Genomic DNA, 18708 nt, shown 5'->3' with positions numbered 1-18708 from the left:
GGGGACGTGGTGGGGGGTGTCCGCCCGCAGCGTCCGGCACCGGCACGCGGTGAGCCCGTCGGGAACGGCCGGCCGGACCGAGGAAGGACACCCCCCACCGCGGCCCCGACCCACGACGCACCGTGGGCGCGACAGCAACCGGCCCTGCACGGCAACGGGCCGCCGCAGGCGCAAAAGGGGCGCGGGGAACGGCGCAGGCAACCGCCCACGCGCCCGCGGACACAGAACGACCGGCGCCGCGGGCACCCGCGCAGCCCGCCGCAGGCACCCCGTACCCTTCCGGCATGACCCATCCGCACGCCCTGACCCGCCCCACCCAAGCCGTCATCCTGGCCGGAGGCCAGGGCTCACGGCTGCGCCCCTACACCGACGACCGGCCCAAGCCGATGGTCGAGATCCCCGGGACGGGCACGCCCATCATCGGTCACCAGCTCACCTGGCTCGCCGAGGAGGGCGTCACCGACGTGGTCGTCTCCTGCGGCCACCTCGCCGACGTGCTCGAGCAGTGGCTCGCATCGGCCGACCTGCCCGTGCGCGTGACCACGGTCGTCGAGGCGGAGCCCCTCGGCCGCGGTGGCGGTCTGAAGTTCGCCGCCGCCCACCTGCCGCATCCGGACCGTCCCTGGTACGCCACCAACGGCGACATCTGGACCCGCTTCTCGCTGCGCGACATGGCCGACTTCCACACCGAGCGGGACGCCATAGCGACGCTCGCCCTCGCCCGCCCCCGCATTCCCTGGGGCGCGGTGCAGACGGACGGCTTCGGCCACATCACCGACTTCATCGAGGCCCCGCCGTCCACGTTCGAGATCAACGCGGGCGTCTACGTCTTCTCCCCGGCCTTCGCCGGCCTTCTCCCCGAGCGCGGCGACCACGAGCGCACCACGTTCCCGCACCTGGCCCGGGAACTCCGTCTGGCCGGCTTCCCGATCCCGCAGGGCGCCTACTGGCGGGCGATCGATACGGCGAAGGACCTGACCGAGGCGGCCAAGGAACTGGCGGCCCAGAACCGCTGACGCCACCGCGGCTCACCGCGGCCCACGGCACCGCCTCCAGTCCACCGCGCCGTACCGCACCGCGCACACCGATGGGGCCCCGCACACCACACGCGGGGCCCCATCGCCGTCTTGGCCGTCGGGTCGGCGCCAGTGATCAGGTGACTGATCGTCGGAGGATTCGGCCGGTGGGCTACCCGAGCATGTCGCCCACCGGCCCCGTTACCCCAACAGGCCGCCCACAAGGCCGGACTGGCCTGAGGAGGAGCCGGAGCCACCGGAGGAGGACGACCCGGAGCCGCCGCCGCTGCCGCTGCCGCCCGAGGAGCCGGTGCCGCCCGACGCGCCGCCCCCGGAGCTCGGCCCGGAGCTGGTGCTCGGCCCCTGCCCGGTCGGCGAGGAGTGCCGCGACGGCGCCTGCCCGCCGGTGCCCTGCGTCTGGCTGGGCGCCCCGGTCGTCGCCGTACCCGAGGAGTGCGTCGCGCCCGGCTTGTGCGTCTCGCGCCGGGGGCCGGAGGAGGCCGCGCCCCGCGTCGGCGCGGCGGACGCGGACGGCGTGTGCCGCCGGGTGTGCTCACCGGGCTGCTGCGGCAGCGGCGAGCCGGGCAGCTCGTTGCGCGGGGCCTCGCCGGGCCCGGGCGCGACGACCCGGTCGGCGTCGCGCACCGCGCCGCCCAGCAGCGACCCGACGAGCAGGGTCAGCCCGGTGACGACCGCGGTGATCAGCGCACCGCGGCGCAGCACGTAGCGGCGCAGCTCCCAGATGTCGGAGCGCGGTCCGAGCCGCCGCCAGGCGCTCGCGGCGAGGCGGCCGTCGACGGAGTAGACGGGGGCGCCGGCGATGACCAGCGGGGACCAGGCGGCGAGGTAGATGATGTCGGGGGCGTCGTAGACGGGGACCGTCTTCCAGCTGACGGTGACGATGAGAGCGGCCGACAGCAGCGCGCCGACCACGGCCGTCACCCGCTGCCAGCAGCCCAGGACGGTCAGCACGCCGACCACCACCTGGAGGAAGGCGATGACCAGGCCGGAGCCGACGGGGTGGTGGAGGGCGAACTGGCGCAGCGGCTCGGCGACCTCCCAGGGGTGCAGGGTGTTGAGCCACTTGACCATGGAGCCGCGCTTGCCGCCGTCGAAGTAGACGGGGTCGCACAGCTTGCCCATGCCGGCGTAGAGGGAGATGAAGCCGAGGAAGATGCGCAGCGGGAGCAGGACGACGCCGAGGTTCATCCGGCGGTGCGGGTAGTACGCGTGCCGCGCGGGGTCGTCCCCGTGGCGCCGGCCGCGGACGTCCGCCTCGCCGCCGTCCTCGCCCGTCTCGCCGAAGCCGCCGTACCCGGCGCCGTCGTACCCGGGGCCGTCGTATCCGGCATCGTCGTATCCGGGCTCGCCGGGCTCGTCGTAGACGCTGCCGACGCTGCGCATGGCGGGCAGCAGGCGGGTGCCCGCGTCGTCCTCGGAGGTGCGCTGGGCGCCGACGACGGGCGTCTCGACGGTCTGGTCGAGGTCGTCGTAGTCGATGTAGCCCTCGTGACCGGGCGCGACCCGGGGCAGCACCTGGGTGGCTCCGGCGTCGGCGGCGGAGGGCTCGGCGTGGCCGACGCTGCCGGCCCGCACGGCCTGGAGCAGGCGGTGGGCGCCGGTGTCGTCGGGGTCGGACCTGCCGCTCCAGACGACGGGCCGCCGGCGGGCGGCCCCGGCGGCCGCGGCGGCTCTGGCAGCGGCGGCGGCGGCGCCGGCGGCGGGGACGCGGGCGGGGTCCGGGGTGGCGCTCAAGTGCCGCGCGATCCGCGGGGACCGGGTGCGCACGGACGACGCACCCAACTGCACGCGGAAACTCGCGTGGCTCACGATGATCTGCGCCGGATCGCTCGGCACCTTCACCATGCTCAGCGCGGGAGCGTCGTCGTAACCCGACGAGCGGTCCCCCGTGGGTGTGCGGGGTGTTCTGGTGTCCACACTCATCTAACCGAGTGACGTGGATTTAGGACACTGCCTTGACCCCGTGGATCTGTCCGGACCCCGTCAAGGATGTCCGGACAGCCCGGAACCGCCCGTGTGGGTGATGCCGGCGAACAGGCATTCAGCCCCGGCGGCGGGAGGAGGCCTCGTAGAGCACGATGCCCGCCGCGACACCGGCGTTGAGCGACTCGGCGCCGCCCGGCATCGGGATGCGCACCCGGTAGTCACAGGTCTCGCCGACCAGCCGGGACAGTCCCTTGCCCTCGCTGCCGACGACGATGCACACCGGGCCCCCGAGCGCCTCCAGCTCACCGAGCTCGACGTCCCCGTCCGCGGCCAGGCCGACCACGACGATCCCGGCCTTCTTGTACGCCTCCAGCGCCCGCGTCAGATTCGTCGCGCGCGCGACCGGCGTCCGGGCGGCCGTACCGGCGGACGTCTTCCAGGCGCCGGCGGTCATACCGGCCGCACGCCGCTCGGGCACGACGACACCGTGACCCCCGAACGCGGACACGGACCGCACGACGGCACCGAGGTTGCGCGGGTCGGTCACCCCGTCCAGCGCGACGATCAGCGGGTCCTCACCCACGTCCGCGGCGGCGTCGGCGAGCTCCTCGGGGTGGGCGTACTCGTACGGCGGGATCTGCAGGACGAGGCCCTGGTGGTTGAGCCCGTTCGTCATCCGGTCCAGCTCGGGACGCGGGGCCTCCATCAGGTTGATGCCGCCGCGCTCGGCGGCGAGCTGCAGCGCCTCGCGCACCCGCTCGTCGTTGTCGATGAACTGCTGCACGTACAGCGTGGTCGCGGGCACCCCCTCACGCAGCGCCTCGTAGACCGGGTTACGGCCGACGACCAGCTCGGAGGCGGACTTGCCGCCGCCCCGGCGCTGCGGCGCACGCCCCTGCGCGCGCCGGGCCTTCGACTGCGCCGCACGCTGCTTGGCGTGCCCCTTGCGCATCTCGGCGGGCGGAGTCGGGCCCTTGCCCTCCAGGCCCCGGCGCCGCTTGCCGCCACTGCCGACCTGCGCGCCCTTCTTACCGGACATGCGACGGTTGTTCGCGGCCATGACCTACCTGTCTCCGTGATGCGTTGGGTGTACGTACGTCAGTGCAAGTGTGCCGCCCGTAGCTCCGGGCGGCACATTCGCGGTGTTCTAACGGGCTCCGAGGCTCCAGCGCGGCCCCTGCGGGCTGTCCTCGATGACCAGCCCCGACTGAGCGAGCTGGTCCCGGATGGCGTCCGCGGTCGCCCAGTCCTTGCGCGCCCGGGCGGACTCGCGCTGCTCCAGGACCAGGCGTACGAGGCTGTCGACGACCCCGTGCAGGTCGTCGCCCCGGTCGTTCTCGCCGGCCCACTGCTCGCCGAGCGGGTCGAGCCCGAGGACGCCCAGCATGGCCCGCACCTCGGCGAGCCGCGCCACGGCGGCGTCCTTGTCGTCGGCGGCCAGAGCGCTGTTGCCCTGGCGCACCGTCGTATGAATGACCGCCAGGGCCTGCGGCACGCCGAGGTCGTCGTCCATGGCCTCGGCGAAGGCGGGCGGCACCTCGGCGGCGGGCTCCACCGCGCCGGCCTTCTCCACGACCCGCTGCACGAAGCCCTCGATCCGGGCGAACGCGGACTCGGCCTCGCGCAGCGACTCCTCGCTGTACTCGATGGTCGAGCGGTAGTGCGGGGTCCCCAGGTAGTAGCGGAGAACGATCGGCCGCCACTGCTTGACCATCTCGGAGACCAGGACGCTGTTGCCCAGCGACTTGGACATCTTCTCGCCGCTCATGGTGACCCAGGCGTTGTGCAGCCAGTACCGGGCGAAGTCGTCGCCGAACGCCTTCGCCTGGGCGATCTCGTTCTCGTGGTGCGGGAAGATCAGGTCGAGGCCGCCGCCGTGGATGTCGAAGGCGGACCCCAGGTACTTGTGCGCCATGGCCGAGCACTCCAGGTGCCACCCGGGGCGCCCGCGCCCCCACGGCGTCTCCCAGCTCGGCTCACCCGGCTTGACGGCCTTCCACATGGCGAAGTCGCGCGGGTCCCGCTTGCCGGTGACGCCCTCCTCGGCGGGCTGGCGCATCTCGTCCAGGTCCTGCCGGGACAGCTCCAGGTACGTCGGCCACGACCGCACGTCGAAGTAGACGTTGCCGTCGGCCTCGTAGGCGTGCCCGCGCTCGATGAGCGTGCGCATCATCTCGACCATCTCGGTGACATGGCCGGTCGCCCGCGGCTCGTACGTCGGCGGCAGGCATCCGAGCGCCGTGTAGGCGTCGTTGAACGCGCGCTCGTTCTCGTACCCGATGGCCCACCAGGGGCGGCCCTGCTCGGCCGCCTTCCTGATGATCTTGTCGTCGATGTCCGTGACGTTGCGGATGAAGGTGACGTCGTAGCCGCGGTAGGCGAACCAGCGGCGCAGGATGTCGAAGTTCAGCCCCGACCGGATGTGCCCGATGTGCGGGGCCGCCTGCACGGTGGCGCCACACAGGTAGATCGAGACACAACCCGGAGTGAGCGGGGCGAAGTCACGGATCTGCCGGGCGCTGGTGTCGTACAGGCGAATAGTCACGCATCCAGGGTAGTGGCCCCACACCAGTGCCAGACGCCGCCGCGGGCTTACGGGGACGCTTTCGTGACCTCGGCGTCGGTGCACCCGCGCGCGGCGGGAAGGGGCCGGGGTGGGGGTGTCCGCCCGCAGCGGCCGGCACCGGCAGCAGGGCGCCCTCGTCGGAAACGGGCGGCCGGGCCGAGGACGGACACCCCCGACCCCGGCGACAACCTCACCCCGCCCGAACCACCAACGCCGTAGCCACAGCCATCAACCCCTCCCCCCGCCCCGGAAACCCCAGCCCGTCCGTCGTCGCCCCGGACACGGACACCGCCGCCCCGACCACGGACGACAGCAGTTCCTCCGCCTCGCCCCGCCGCTTCCCGATCTTGGGCCGCGCCCCGATCACCTGCACCGCGACGTTCCCGATGACGAACCCCGCCTCGCGCACGATCCGCGCCGCCTCCGCCAGCAGCGTGACCCCCGACGCCCCCGACCACTCCGGCCGGCCGGTCCCGAAGTGCTGCCCGAGGTCCCCCAGGCCCGCCGCGGAGAACAGGGCGTTGCACGCCGCGTGCGCGACGACGTCCGCGTCGGAGTGCCCGGCCAGCCCGGGCCCCTCCCCTTCCCACTTCAGCCCCGCGCACCACAACTCACGCCCTTCCTCGAAGGCGTGAATATCGGTACCGATCCCGACCCGAGGAAGCACCGGCACAGCCTGCGAAGCCTCAGAACCCATCGTTCAACCTCCGCCGCGCGAGAACCGCCTCCGCCAGCACCAGATCCAACGGCCGCGTCACCTTGAACGCCTCCTCGTGCCCCGGCACGACGACCACCCGCTCCCCGAGCTGCTCGACCATGCTCGCGTCGTCGGTCACCTCCCCGCTCACGCTCTCGTGCGCCCGCACCAGCGTCGACCGGTCGAACCCCTGCGGCGTCTGCACGGCCCGCAGCCGCGCCCGCGACGGCGTGGCCAGAACCGGCTCGGGCTCGCCCGCCACCGCCGCCGGCTCGACCTCCTTCACGGTGTCCGCGAGCGGCACCGCCGGAACGACGGCCACCGCGCCCGCACGCACCGCCTCGATCACCGCGTCCACCGTGTCGACGGGCACCAGCGGCCGCGCGGCGTCGTGCACCAGCACGATGTCGTAGTCGCCCGGCAGCGCGTCCAGCCCGAGCTTCACGGACTCCTGCCGCGACTCCCCGCCGGGCACGACGACGAAGTCCGTCCGCTCGGGCAGCGCGTGCGCGTCGAGCAGGCTCCTGACCTCCCCGGCGCCCTCCGGCGGAGCCACCACCACGACGAGGGAGACAAACCGCGACGCCGCCATGGCACGCACCGCGTGCACGAGCATGGGTGTGCCGCTCAGCGCGCGCAGTGCTTTGGGGGCGCCCGGCCCCAGGCGTACGCCGCGGCCTGCGGCCGGAATCACCACGGCCGTACGCGGCTCGGTGGCTGAAGGACGCGAAACGTCAGACATCGGTTCCTGTCAGGTTTGTGTGCTCGGCCCCGGTGGGTATGGCCTCACCGTGCCGGGCGCGCGACGCTCTGACCGGACCCTTCCGTGACCCTGGTCGAGCCGGCGGCCCGACCCCGGCACATCGGTGTCGGGGGCTTTCCCGGCAGGACGACGGCTCGATGGGACGACAGCAGGACCGCAGCGACGTCACGTGCGCGGATAGGGGAAACGTACGAGACGTAGCGTACGCAGCGCGAGGCGTACACGGCGGCGGAAACGAACATGCCGCAGCGCCCGGCGACACAGTCAGGTCATCGGGCACCGCGGCATTTCACACCGTGCTGAACTGAGGCGGACGGGACCGCGTCAGGACGCGAGAACCTCGTCGAGGAGGGCCTCGGCCTTGTCCTCGTTCGTGTTCTCCGCGAGGGCGAGCTCGCTCACCAGGATCTGGCGCGCCTTGGCGAGCATGCGCTTCTCACCTGCGGAGAGTCCACGCTCGCGCTCGCGACGCCACAGGTCACGCACGACTTCCGCGACCTTGATGACATCGCCGGAGGCGAGCTTCTCCAGATTTGCCTTGTAGCGACGGGACCAGTTCGTGGGCTCCTCGGCATACGGAGCGCGCAGCACCTCGAAGACCCGGTCCAGCCCGTCCTGACCGACCACATCACGTACGCCGACGAACTCCGCATTGTCCGCTGGCACACGTACCGTCAGGTCACCCTGGGCGACCTTCAGCACCAAGTAGGTCTTGTCCACGCCTTTGATCTGGCGAGTTTCGATAGCCTCGATCAGCGCGGCCCCGTGATGGGGATAGACCACGGTGTCGCCAACCTTGAACGTCATGTGACAGGTACCCCTTCCGTGGCTATCCAGAGTAACACGGATACGGCGTCTTCTGAATGGCGTTTTCGCAGGTCAGGGCATATCTCGGGGCTTGACAACAGCGACGGGGACGTGCTGCGGCGGGCGAGCGGAGGCAGGTATTCGCAGGTCGGAGGCGCTTCCCGGGGCACGTGAAACGCGCCTGTCACAACCTCCGGGAACCCTCCATGACAGGTCGAAGATCCCCAAATGTCCGGTTCCGTGCGTGCGACTTCCGCTACTCCGTTCGGCCCTCCGGCGGCGCTTACGCGCCGAATCCGGAATTGATCACGGCCCCCACGGAACGAGTCGGGAAGCGATCAGGAACGCAGCCGGAAGGGAGTGGGAAGGCGGCGAGAAGGGGGCCGGCACATCCGGCGTGATCAAATTTCGGCGACGGCCGTGCATTCTTCACGGAATATTCGCCTGCGGCACGCCGGAGACCTGCGGCGACTTATGTGAATGGCGTACGAAGCCAGTGATCCAAGTGACTGGTGAGTCACTGACGACTCGGCCGGCACTCCGCACGCCCCCGAGGGGCCCCTCCCGCCGTACCGCCTGCCGGGCGATCCGCGGGCTCCGGGGAGGGTCGGGTGCGGCGGCGCGGGAACGGCTCGATAACCTAAGCGCGCTGACTGACCCTTAGGGCGGCTTTACAAGGAAAGCCGCCCCTGCGTTCAAGGAGTTGCCGCCGCCGTGAGCAGCAGCCTTCGACGCGGCGCCCTCGCCGCCTCCGTCACCGCCCTCTCGATCGCCTCGCTGGCCGCCTGTGGCTCCGGGAACGACGCCCAGACCCTGCAGATCAAGCCGGACAACGCCGCCACGAGCGTCGGGGACATCAAGATCCAGAACGCGCTCGTCATCACCCAGCCCGACCGCGAGTCCACCGGCCCGGCCGCGATCTCCGCGACCCTGTTCAACAGCGGCGGCACCGCCCAGACGCTGGACGCCATCAAGGTGGCGGGCGGCGGCAAGACCGCCGAGATCAAGCCCGCGAGCGGCAAGGGCAAGGTGACCGTCCCGGCCCACGGCTCCGTCGTCGTCGGCGGCAAGGGCAACGCCACGGCCATGCTGTCCTCCGGCCGCGAGGCGGTCCAGGACGGCAACGCCCAGAAGGTCACCTTCACCTTCAGCAAGGCCGGCGACGTGACGCTGACCGCGTTCGTCGTCCCGGCCACCAGCTACTTCAGCAACTGGGGCCCGAGCAACATTCCGAGCGCCCCGGCGCAGAGCCCGTCCCAGAAGCCGTCCGGATCCCCGTCCGGCTCCCCGTCCGGCTCTGCCTCGCCGAACACGTCGCAGTCGCCCTCCGGCACCCCGACCGACCAGGCGTCCGCGAGCACCTCGCCGTCGGCCGGCCACTGAGCCGTCGCCGTCCCGGCCGTACCGCCGTACGACGGCGAAGGGCGGCACCCCACGCGGGGTGCCGCCCTTCGCCGTAAGCACCGGAGGACCGCAGAGGCCGCCCGAGGCGCGGTTTACGGCTCGAACTTGTATCCGAGGCCGCGCACCGTCACCAGGTAGCGCGGTGCGCCCGGGTCCGGCTCGATCTTGGCGCGCAGCCGCTTGACGTGGACGTCGAGGGTCTTGGTGTCACCCACGTAGTCGGCGCCCCAGACCCGGTCGATGAGCTGCATACGGGTCAGGACGCGGCCCGCGTTGCGCAGCAGCATCTCCAGCAGGTCGAACTCCTTCAGCGGCAGGTCGACCTTGGAGCCGGCGACGGTGACCACGTGCCGGTCGACGTCCATACGGACCGGGCCGGCCTCCAGCGCGGCCGGGGCGACCTCCTCCGGCTCGCCGCGGCGGCGCAGCACCGCGCGGATGCGGGCGACCAGCTCGCGGGAGGAGAAGGGCTTGGTGACGTAGTCGTCGGCCCCTATCTCCAGGCCCACCACCTTGTCGATCTCGCTGTCCTTGGCGGTCACCATGATCACCGGGACGTTGGAGCGGCCGCGCAGCTGACGGCACACCTCCGTACCGGGCAGACCCGGCAGCATCAGGTCGAGGAGGACGAGGTCGGCGCCGTTGCGCTCGAACTCGTCGAGTCCGTCGGGGCCGGTGGCTGCCACAGCCACCTCGAAGCCCTCCTTGCGGAGCATGTACGACAGGGCGTCGGAGAAGGACTCCTCGTCCTCGACGACGAGCACACGGGTCACGGAAGGACCTCCGGGGCGGAAAGCGTTTCGTACGCGGATGAGTCGGGGGTGTGGGACGAGCCGCGCGACGGCTCGGCGAACCGGCCGGCCCCGTCGGGGTCGTCCTCGCCTTCGAGGTCGGGGTGCTGGTGGGCGCGGTCCCGGCCCGCACCCGCCTCCGGCAGTCGCAGGGTGAAGGTGGAGCCCTGTCCCTCGGCGCTCCACACCGTGACCTCCCCGCCGTGCGAGGCGGCCACGTGTTTGACGATGGCCAGGCCCAGGCCGGTGCCTCCGGTGGCACGGGAGCGGGCCGGGTCGACGCGGTAGAAGCGCTCGAAGATGCGCTCCTTGTCCTTGTCGGAGATGCCGATGCCCTGGTCGGTCACGGCGATCTCGATCATGTCACCGCCGGGAGCGGTGAGCCGCCGGGCGGCGATGCCCACGCGGGTGCGGGCCGGGGAGTAGTTGACGGCGTTCTCGACGAGGTTGCCGAGGGCGGCGGCGAGCTGCCCGCGGTTGCCCCACACGGCCAGGTCCGCCGTGCCCCCCGCAGCCATGGTGATCTGCTTGGTGCCCGCCTGGTGCCGGCAGCGGTCGATGGCCTCGGCGACCAGTTCGTCGACCCGGACCGGCTCGGCGTCCTCCAGCGGGTCGTCGTTCTGCACCCGGGAGAGGTCGATGAGTTCCTGCACCAGGTTGGTCAGCCGGGTCGCCTCGATCTGCATGCGCCCGGCGAACCGCTGCACGGCCTCCGGGTCGTCGGAGGCGTCCATGACGGCCTCCGACAGCAGGGAGAGCGCGCCGACCGGCGTCTTCAGCTCATGGCTCACGTTCGCCACGAAGTCCCGCCGGACCGCCTCGATGCGCCGGGCCTCGGTGAGGTCCTCGACGAGCAGCAGCACCAGCCGCGACCCGAGCGGCGCGACCCGCGCGGAGACGGCGAGCGCCTCCCCGCGTCCGGTGCCCCTCCTGGGAAGGTCGAGCTCGACCTGTCGTATCTCCCCGTCCCTGCGGGTGTCGCGGGCCATCTGGAGCATCGGCTCGACGGAGAGCCGGCCGCCGCGCACCAGCCCGAGGGCGTACGCGGCGGAGCTGGCCTTGACCACCGCGTCCGCCTCGTCGAGGACGACGGCGGAGGAGCGGAGAACGGACAGGACGGTGTCGACGCCGGGCGGAAGCACGGCTTCGGTGTGCAGAGAGGTACGAGTGGGGCGCTTCTGCTCCCGCTCGCTCCAGCGGAACGCCAGCATGGCGATCACACCGGTGAGCACTCCGGCGATCGCTGCCGCTGCGGCGACCGCCGCGTTCACGTCCATGCCACCAGGTTAGGCATGGGGTACGACATGCCCACAGCCGTCCGGGTGTCACCTCGAACACTCGTCGCCCAGAGTTCACCTTGGGGCCAGGATTGGTTCATTTGGGGTCGCGGAACCGGACGCGTACGGGACGGAACGTGGGAGCGTGGGGTCGGGAGGCCTGCCCGGAACCCCGGACGACACGCACGAGAGGGAACCTGATGCGGGACGCGTACCACGAGGAACTGGACTCGATCGGCGACGGTCTGGTGGAGATGACCCGGCTGGTCGGGTCGGCGATCGGGCGCGCCACGACCGCCATCCTGGACGCCGATCTGAAGCTGGCCGAGAGCGTCATCGAGGCCGACCAGAAGGTCGACGAGCTGCAGCACGACCTGGAGGCGCGGGCCATTGCCCTGCTCGCGCGGCAGCAGCCGGTGGCCACGGATCTGCGGATCGTGGTCACCTCGCTGCGCATGAGCGCCGACCTGGAGCGCTCCGGCGACCTGGCCCAGCACGTGGCCAAGCTCGCCCGGCTGCGTTTCCCGGCGCGGGCCGTGCCGCAGGACATCCACGCCACGATCCTGGAGATGGGCCAGCTCGCACAGCGCCTGATGGCCAAGGCGGCCGAGGTGATCATCACCAAGGACGTCGACCTGGCGCTCCAGCTGGAGCAGGACGACGACGCGATGGACCTCCTGCACCGCACGCTCTTCCAGCACCTGATCGACGACCGCTGGAAGCACGGCATCGAGACGGCCGTCGACGTCACCCTGCTGGGTCGCTACTACGAGCGCTACGCCGACCACGCGGTGGCGGTCGCCAAGCGGGTGGTGTACCTGGTCACGGGCGAGCACGCGGACGAGCTCCAGTCGGTGCCGGGAGTGGAGGGCGCCTGAGCCGGCTCCGGCCCATGCCGGGCACGGCGACTGCCTGACGCGGGGTTCGCGCCGGGCACGGATCGCGCCTGACCCGGGGCTCGTGGGGGCTCGCGGGGGCGCGCACCGGACCGTGCGCGCTCGTATGCGCCGTTGATGCGCCCGACCGGCCGGGCATGCAATGGGCACAGGCACGAGCCTCGTCGAGGAGGAACCATGGCCGATTCCCCCAGCACACCCGGTACGACGTCCGAGCCCACCCGGGAACGCCCCACCGAACAGCCCGCCGAGATCAGGAACCTCACCCTGATCGGCGCCTGCGGCTGCGGCTCGGGCTGCGGGTGCGGCTGCCAGTCGGGCAACCCGTGCCAGTGCGGCTGACCCGCTGACACGCCACCGAGGACCCCGGCCGCCGCTCCGGCGCCGCCGGGGCCTTCGGCGTGCCTTCCCCTGCCCGGGGGTGCGGACCAGGCCCGAGTTCATGGACGTCCACCACGGCATGACCGGCGAGGTCTACTGCCTCTCCGAGGGCCCGTCGGCCGAAGCGGTCCAGCGGATCCACGAACGCGCCGGCCACAAGGCGGACGAGATCCACGCGGTGCCGGTGTCGCTCTGAGCCCGTACGCCGCCGTCCCGCGCCCCGTCCCACTCCACCGTCCCGCTCCCCGTCCCGCTCCGCTCCCGCGGCGCGCTACGCCCCGGGGGCGCGGAAGCCGACCTGCCGGCGGGTGGCCTGGTCGATCTCGTCCATGGTGAGCAGCGGGGTGGCACGGGTCGTCAGGGCACCGCTGGCCTTGACGGTGAGGCTGACCGCGGCCATGGAGACCGGGTCGGGGAGGTCGATGACGCACACGAAGTCGTCCGCCCCGAAGGCGAAGTACATGGCCTCGACCGTCCCGCCGAGTTCGGTGACGACCCGGTCGACCGCGGCACGCCGGCCACTCCCCCCTTCCTTGAGGAGGCCCTTCGTGCCCTCGGGCGTGTAACTGGCCTGGACGAGGAACTTCGGCATGGAGGCACTCCCGGCCCGTAGCTGATCCGATACGCCAAGGACCTTCCCGCCCCGGCCCCTGCCCCCACACCGGGCGCGACGGGATTCACTCGTTGGCGCCGCGGGTGGCGCCCGCCGACGCGGCCACCACGCACAGCACCGCGACCCACTGCGACCAGCGCAGCGACTCCTGGAGCACGACGAGCCCGACGAGGGCGGCCATCGCCGGCTCGAGACTCATCAGGATGCCGAAGACACGCGGCGGCATCCGGCGCAGCGCCTCGAGATCCAGCGAGTAGGGGATCACCGACGACAGCAGCGCCACACCGAACCCCGCGACCAGCACCCACGGCTGCAGCAGCGCCGTACCGCTGTCGGCGGCCCCGAACGGCACGGCGACCAGCGCGGCGACGGCCATGCCCAGGGCCAGCCCGTTGCCTTCGGAGGTGTGGCGGCCCAGCGCGGCCCCGGCGAGGATGTACAGCCCCCAGCACGTCCCCGCGGCGAGAGCGAACCCGAACCCCACGAGATCGAGGTCCCCGCGCCCCTCCATCAACAGGACGACGCCGCCGGCGGCGAGCAGGGCGTAAGAGGCGTCCAGCCAGCGCCGCGATCCGGCCAGGGCGACGGCCAGCGGCCCGAGAAACTCGGTGGTCACCGCGATGCCGAGCGGGATGCGGTCGAGGGCCAGGTAGAAGCAGAGATTCATCAGCCCGAGCGTCAGCCCGTATCCGACGACCACGGCCCCCGTACGACGGCTCACGCGCATCGAGGGCCGCCACAGCGCCACCAGCACGACCGCGGCGAAGAACAGCCGCAGGGCGACGGTCCCGAAACTTCCCACGGCGCCGAACAGGTGCTTGGCCACCGCCGAACCCAGCTGAACGCTGACGATGCCGAGCAGGACCAGTGCCGTGGGCGGGACGGCGCCGAAACCCCGCCCGGCCGCCGCCCTCAGGGACTTTCCGTCTACCGCCCCAAGTCCGTGCGCACCGTCGTCAGTTGAGACCACCCGTGCATTGTGGCCGCCTCACCGCCACGCCTCACGCGAATTTACGTCCACGCCGCACCGGCCCCGTGGCGGCGGGCTCTTCCACGTCCTCGAACGCGAAGGTGTCGTCTTCCCCGAAGTCCGGGGCCTGGAAGGGGTTCGTCACGGGATGCGGCGACGCCGCACCGGAGCTGCGGGTGTGCGCGTCCGGAGCGGAGAACATCGGTTTCAATTCGATGAGAGGACTCTCTTTCGTCACAGGCCCCTGGCGGAGCCTGGTGTGCCGTGACCGGGCACAGCGGTCCTACAGCTTGGTCATCTTTGCGTACGGGCTCAGGATCCGCATCTGCGCCGTGCCGAAATCCACGAGCGCCGCGATCCCCTCCTCGATGCCGACCACCCGGCCGAGACCGTACACGTCATGGGTGACCTGGTCGCCCACGGCGAAGTGCTTGGGCGCCGGCGCGACCGGCGCTTTGAAGGGGCTGGTCGGCAGGTGACGCTTCGATGCAAGAGGCTTCGTCATGGTTCAGTATGAGCCTACGCGCCCGCGATTAGCTGTGGCCACGGGCACAGTCCCGCCCACCCAAACCGACCGCACAGCGCTGACCTGCGGTTTCGAGTCCGGACACAGCAGAAACTCGGTCGGCGGCCTCCTTCGCCGACATGACCGGCAACAGCACCAAGCCCTCCACCCCGCCAGATCCGCGGGTGGAGGGCTTGAACCGTGGAACCTACTTCTTCTTGCCCTGGGTCTTGCCGGGGATCTTGATGGCCTGCGTTTTCGCTGTTCGGGAGCAATGGGCACGTGCGTCTGGTAGTCGACGTTGGTCATCATTGGCCACTGTCGAGCCACCTCGGACGGCCCAGGGACGGCCCAGCTTCGGCGCGCTCGGCTGACGGCCAGCACCCTCGATGCGCCCCGTCTGAACCTCAGCCGACGACAGTCAGCCACGACGAGGGGTCAGCCGCCCGTGCAGGCACGCGTGTGCCTCGCTGTGCCCCCGCCGGCCTGAGCCACGCTGTCGGCCGTCGACAAGCACAGGCCGCTACGACGGAAGCGGATAAGTGGCGCCTTGCACGATGACCTCTTCGTCCCGAAGCAACTTGGTCGAGCATCTGACCTTGGGCCGCTGCCTCCTCACCTGCTCCGACGGTCCGCAGGTGTCCACGCCTGTCCGCCGCTGTCTGTCGGCGTTGTCACGCAGTTAGACACTCATCCGGCAACCGTGACGTGAGCTTCAGTCGCCCCCGAACCATAGGTAACTGCCGGGGGTGGCCGCGCACTCCTCCAGCATCCTTGCGAGGTCGACCAATGCGGCGAGCTGGCGCTCGTCACCGCACCGTTGCTTCAGATTGCCAATCTCCCCAACGGCGGCTGCGGCCTCCTGCTCGTTCATCAACGTATCCCCGTACAGGTCGACGGCAGTGAGCCGCCCCGATACGCCGAGCAGCTGAAGCGAGCCGAGCGCATCGGCTAGAGCGTCGCCGTGCCCGTAGGAGCTTTGCAAGAGCGTCGCGCGCCAGTTCTTACGCGCCGGCCGTGATGAGTGCAGCTCCAGATCAATCCCCATGCTCCATGATGAACGCGCCGAGCTGTTGCACAGCCACAACTGATCACGGGCGGCCGTGACCTGCGGCCGCCTAACCGATCAACGCCCTGACCTGCTGCCGAGCTGTCGGCGGTTGTCGACGTCGGTCACCATTGAGCGCCCTTCCACGGCCCGAGGACGGCCCGGGAGGGCGCTCTCATGTGTGTAGAGGCCCGCTGTGTGAGGACTCTGCTACTCACCAGGCTCCTCTACCTATCGCTGGCTGTTGATTGCCAACTTCGCCGTTTCCTGATCTCATCCTCACATGGATATTACTTACGCGTTTGGCACCTGGAGTCAGCAGCCCGGGCAAAAAGGTATGGATATCGAGATCCTCCGCGAGATTTCGGAGGAAGAATTTCGCGAACGCGTAGATGCGATTAACTCCTATGAGATCTTGGTGGAGAGGAGTGCCTTCTCGCTCGTAAACAGGAACTATACGCACATGAAGATGATGATTGATACTTATTCGAGCGTTGAGAAGTATGGGGGTGAGTTCCGCCGAGTTGACAGAGAGGTCATGAAGAAGTCTTTCATGGCCGAGCTGACAAATTGGCTTGCAGCGACCCGTCTTTACCTGGAGAATGAGCGCGATTTCATTCTCCGAGAATTCGGCGGTACGAGTGATGCCATGGGTCAGTATAAGTTGGCGACATCCGCTGCGTTCGACGCCTATGAAGGATACCGTTTCCTTTATAATCTCCGGGACTTTACGCAGCATTGCGGCATTCCGCCCGGGCAATTTAATGTATCGGGGGCAGAGCCTGACAGAAAGGTAGAGGTTTCCCTTAACAAGTCGCGCCTGCTGACAGCTAATTTCCACTGGAGTCGCCACTCCCGGGCGTTGCTTCATAAGTGGCCGGAGTCGATCAGCCTGATGCCGCTCGTCGATGAGGCCATGAAGGGGTACGTTGCAGTGGAGGAGCAGATGCTCCGTATCATTCTGGAGCGCTGTGCAAAGAATGTTCCCCTACTGCTAGAGACTCTGGGGTGGGGTGATGCTAGTGCGCACGGGAATGCGTCTTTGTTTCGGCTTTCCCGTGGGGGGTCAGGAAGTGATGCACTTGACATCGTATTTCGCACCTTTCCTGCAGTAGCCGACTTGAAATCTGTCGTGATGGCGTCGGAGGGCGACGACGCACTTGAGTCAATCCGGGGGGAAGAGCCGCCTCCACCTCCTTCCATGTCTACGGATGGAAGGAGAGCAGCTGCTGTATTGTCTGCTTTTCTGTCTGGTGGAGATGCTCATCAGGCCGGCGATGCAGTCAACCGCATCTTGCAGCGAGACGGGGACGTAAGTCCGCTCATTTCGGACCTGATCAATACGTCTGTCATGTTGACGCAGATGTTGAGTCAGGTGTTGGGAGCTTCTCCAGATGTCCTTCTGGGGAAGCTGCAAGGTGCAGGTGATGAGTAAAGGTCGGAGGAGCGGCTTTGGGCTGGAGCTGATTTGGCACGAGTGATCATGGCCCATTACGCTAGCCAGCGGATCGGGCAGGTTTGTGAGCCTGCCCGTTAGTGCCCGATCTTGGGCCATGATCTTCGAGGCTCGCGCCAAATTGGCTGCCTAAAGCCGTGGAGCCGACCGCCCCAGCCACAGAGGGTTTCTCCCCACGACGTGCCCGCAGCCGCCGAGCGCGCCGCCGGGCGCGGCCAGCCGGGGCGAAGACAGGAGGCAGGCCGCGCCGCAGAGGCGGCGCGCGCCCGCGCCGTGCGCGGGCCTTGATGAAGTAGAGAAAGTCTTATCCCGCTGTGATGAGGCGCTTCCCGTCATGGCTCCTCACGTGGGGGCCGTTGCCGTCCAAGGCGTCCAAGAGCCTGACCGCGTAGACCTCGGCCATGCGCTCGCTGACCTCGTCGGGCGTGAGCCACTCCACGGCTGTCGACTCGCTCGACGTGCGCTCGGCCCCGCCGGATGGCTTGCAGCGGAAGACCAGGGCCACGACGCCTCGGGTGGTGTTCTTGTAGACGCCAGTCAGCTCGTCCACCTCGACCTGGATGCCTGTCTCCTCCAGGACCTCGCGGGCTACGCCGGCCTCCGGGGTCTCGTCGAGTTCGAGCACCCCGCCCGGGAGCTCCCAGGTGCCGTTGTCGGCGCGGCGAATCGCCAGGAGCCGCCCGTCTTCACGCACCACCACTCCGGCTACGGATACCGAGTGCAGCGGCGCGGGCGTTGCTCCTTGTGATTCACTCATGTACAGGAGCATAGGAGGCAGAGAAGGACTATGGGAACCGCAGCAGGAGGTGAGCGGTCCGTACCTCGCTACGTGCAGATCGCTGACGAGATCGTGCAGCAGATCAGGGCTGGTGTCCTCAAGCCTGGCGACATGGTGCCGAGTGAATCCGAGCTGGTCGACCGCTACGGCGTGTCCGGCGGGACGATCCGCAAAGCCATGGTCGAGGTCCGGGCAAGCGGGCTCGTCGAGACCCGGCACGGCAAGGGCTCGATCGTGAAGGACCGGCCGCCGGTACGGCACCGCTCCTCCGACCGCTTCCGCCGCTCACACCGCCGCGGCGGCAAGGCCGCCTACCTCGCCGAGTCGGCACAGTCCGGCGCCACTGCCAAGGTGAGCGTCCTCTACATCGGGCCCATGGAAGCCCCGCAGGATGCGGCCCAACGGCTCGGCGTCGACGCCGGCGCCCAGGTGCTCGCCCGACGTCGCCTCTACTTCCGCAACGGCACCCCCGTCGAGACCGCAACCTCCTACCTCCCCTGGGACGTGGTGAAGGAGATCCCGGAGCTGTTCGCCGAGAACCCCGGCGGCGGCGGCATCTACGCCCGACTCGAGGACCACGGTCACGAGTTCGCGGAGTACGTCGAGACCTTGCAGGCCCGGCCAGCCTCCAAGGCGGAGGCGTCGGAACTCGCCCTCAGTCCCGGTGCACCTGTGGTCCACCTGATCCGCGAGGCACGTACGACCGAGGGCCGCGTCGTCGAGGTCTGCGACACGCTCATGGCCGCTGACCAGTTCGTTTTCGAGTACCGCATCCCGGCTGCCGACTGACGCT

20 protein-coding genes and 1 pseudogene are annotated in these 18708 nt (G+C 70.0%); 7 read left to right on the top strand and 14 right to left on the bottom strand.

Annotated elements, in window-relative coordinates; translation table 11 throughout:
• The first annotated feature begins 284 nt into the window (after positions 1-284).
• Positions 285-1016, top strand: a complete 732-nt coding sequence (locus AC0B9F_RS18610; protein ID WP_472003885.1) for a nucleotidyltransferase family protein — start codon at positions 285-287, stop codon at positions 1014-1016.
• Positions 1017-1217: 201 nt separating this feature from the next.
• On the opposite strand, the gene AC0B9F_RS18605 is transcribed toward AC0B9F_RS18610, so the two are convergent.
• The 6 genes from AC0B9F_RS18605 to AC0B9F_RS18580 all read right to left on the bottom strand — a co-directional run bounded on the left by AC0B9F_RS18605 (position 1218) and on the right by AC0B9F_RS18580 (position 7796).
• Positions 1218-2960 (bottom strand): DoxX family membrane protein, encoded by a 1743-nt coding sequence (locus AC0B9F_RS18605; RefSeq protein ID WP_472003883.1) that lies wholly within the window; start codon positions 2958-2960, stop codon positions 1218-1220.
• A gap of 118 nt (positions 2961-3078) precedes the next feature.
• The gene (gene rlmB, locus AC0B9F_RS18600) at positions 3079-4023 is read right to left on the bottom strand and encodes a 23S rRNA (guanosine(2251)-2'-O)-methyltransferase RlmB (protein ID WP_472003882.1); all 945 of its coding nucleotides are present in this window, start codon (positions 4021-4023) and stop codon (positions 3079-3081) included.
• Positions 4024-4110: 87 nt separating this feature from the next.
• Complete coding sequence (gene cysS, locus AC0B9F_RS18595; RefSeq protein WP_472003881.1) at positions 4111-5508, bottom strand: cysteine--tRNA ligase; 1398 nt, start codon at positions 5506-5508, stop codon at positions 4111-4113.
• A gap of 211 nt (positions 5509-5719) precedes the next feature.
• Positions 5720-6226 (bottom strand): 2-C-methyl-D-erythritol 2,4-cyclodiphosphate synthase, encoded by a 507-nt coding sequence (gene ispF / locus AC0B9F_RS18590; protein ID WP_472003879.1) that lies wholly within the window; start codon positions 6224-6226, stop codon positions 5720-5722.
• Complete coding sequence (gene ispD / locus AC0B9F_RS18585) at positions 6216-6968, bottom strand: 2-C-methyl-D-erythritol 4-phosphate cytidylyltransferase (protein WP_472003877.1); 753 nt, start codon at positions 6966-6968, stop codon at positions 6216-6218. Before ispD ends, ispF begins: the two co-directional genes overlap by 11 nt.
• Positions 6969-7313: 345 nt before the next feature.
• A complete protein-coding gene (locus tag AC0B9F_RS18580) occupies positions 7314-7796 on the bottom strand; it encodes a CarD family transcriptional regulator (protein WP_003953493.1) in 483 nt (160 codons plus the stop codon).
• 714 nt (positions 7797-8510) lie between these two features.
• Between AC0B9F_RS18580 and AC0B9F_RS18575 the strand changes: the two genes are divergently transcribed.
• Positions 8511-9179: a copper chaperone PCu(A)C domain-containing protein gene (locus tag AC0B9F_RS18575; RefSeq protein WP_472003875.1), complete on the top strand. Its 669-nt coding sequence runs from the start codon at positions 8511-8513 to the stop codon at positions 9177-9179.
• A gap of 113 nt (positions 9180-9292) precedes the next feature.
• Here the strand turns inward: AC0B9F_RS18575 and phoP are convergent, their stop codons facing one another.
• The gene (gene phoP, locus AC0B9F_RS18570) at positions 9293-9964 is read right to left on the bottom strand and encodes a two-component system response regulator PhoP (RefSeq protein ID WP_465195177.1); all 672 of its coding nucleotides are present in this window, start codon (positions 9962-9964) and stop codon (positions 9293-9295) included.
• Between the two features lie 5 nt (positions 9965-9969).
• Complete coding sequence (gene phoR / locus AC0B9F_RS18565; protein ID WP_472003873.1) at positions 9970-11268, bottom strand: two-component system sensor histidine kinase PhoR; 1299 nt, start codon at positions 11266-11268, stop codon at positions 9970-9972.
• Between the two features lie 200 nt (positions 11269-11468).
• Between phoR and phoU the strand changes: the two genes are divergently transcribed.
• The 3 genes and pseudogenes from phoU to AC0B9F_RS18550 all read left to right on the top strand — a co-directional run.
• On the top strand, positions 11469-12146 hold the full coding sequence (phoU, locus tag AC0B9F_RS18560; protein ID WP_472003871.1) for a phosphate signaling complex protein PhoU: 678 nt from the start codon (positions 11469-11471) through the stop codon (positions 12144-12146).
• Positions 12147-12341: 195 nt separating this feature from the next.
• On the top strand, positions 12342-12506 hold the full coding sequence (locus AC0B9F_RS18555; RefSeq protein WP_472003870.1) for a hypothetical protein: 165 nt from the start codon (positions 12342-12344) through the stop codon (positions 12504-12506).
• A gap of 124 nt (positions 12507-12630) precedes the next feature.
• A pseudogene (locus AC0B9F_RS18550) lies at positions 12631-12741 on the top strand (nickel-binding protein); the annotation flags it as partial.
• 75 nt (positions 12742-12816) lie between these two features.
• On the opposite strand, the gene AC0B9F_RS18545 reads toward AC0B9F_RS18550, so the two are convergent.
• From AC0B9F_RS18545 to AC0B9F_RS18525, 5 genes are all read right to left on the bottom strand, one after another.
• Positions 12817-13137, bottom strand: a complete 321-nt coding sequence (locus AC0B9F_RS18545) for a GYD domain-containing protein (RefSeq protein WP_472003868.1) — start codon at positions 13135-13137, stop codon at positions 12817-12819.
• 85 nt (positions 13138-13222) lie between these two features.
• Complete coding sequence (locus AC0B9F_RS18540; protein WP_472003866.1) at positions 13223-14128, bottom strand: EamA family transporter; 906 nt, start codon at positions 14126-14128, stop codon at positions 13223-13225.
• Positions 14129-14159: 31 nt separating this feature from the next.
• Complete coding sequence (locus AC0B9F_RS18535; protein ID WP_472003864.1) at positions 14160-14330, bottom strand: hypothetical protein; 171 nt, start codon at positions 14328-14330, stop codon at positions 14160-14162.
• Positions 14331-14411: 81 nt separating this feature from the next.
• On the bottom strand, positions 14412-14633 hold the full coding sequence (locus AC0B9F_RS18530) for a hypothetical protein (protein WP_472003862.1): 222 nt from the start codon (positions 14631-14633) through the stop codon (positions 14412-14414).
• A 715-nt stretch (positions 14634-15348) separates the two neighbouring features.
• Positions 15349-15681, bottom strand: coding sequence for a hypothetical protein (locus tag AC0B9F_RS18525; protein WP_472003860.1), 333 nt, complete (start codon positions 15679-15681; stop codon positions 15349-15351).
• Between the two features lie 283 nt (positions 15682-15964).
• On the opposite strand from AC0B9F_RS18525, the gene AC0B9F_RS18520 reads away from it, so the two are divergent.
• Positions 15965-17116, top strand: a complete 1152-nt coding sequence (locus AC0B9F_RS18520) for a hypothetical protein (RefSeq protein ID WP_472003857.1) — start codon at positions 15965-15967, stop codon at positions 17114-17116.
• A gap of 325 nt (positions 17117-17441) precedes the next feature.
• On the opposite strand, the gene AC0B9F_RS18515 is transcribed toward AC0B9F_RS18520, so the two are convergent.
• Entirely contained in the window at positions 17442-17906 is a 465-nt protein-coding gene (locus tag AC0B9F_RS18515) for an NUDIX hydrolase (protein WP_472003853.1), read from the bottom strand.
• Between the two features lie 18 nt (positions 17907-17924).
• On the opposite strand from AC0B9F_RS18515, the gene AC0B9F_RS18510 reads away from it, so the two are divergent.
• A complete protein-coding gene (locus tag AC0B9F_RS18510; protein WP_472003850.1) occupies positions 17925-18704 on the top strand; it encodes a GntR family transcriptional regulator in 780 nt (259 codons plus the stop codon).
• The last annotated feature ends 4 nt before the right edge of the window (positions 18705-18708 follow it).

The sequence above is a fragment of the Streptomyces sp. NPDC097129 genome, from assembly GCF_055668065.1.
Note: the sequence above shows the minus strand (reverse complement) of the source record. Positions and strands in the feature narration are given on the sequence as shown.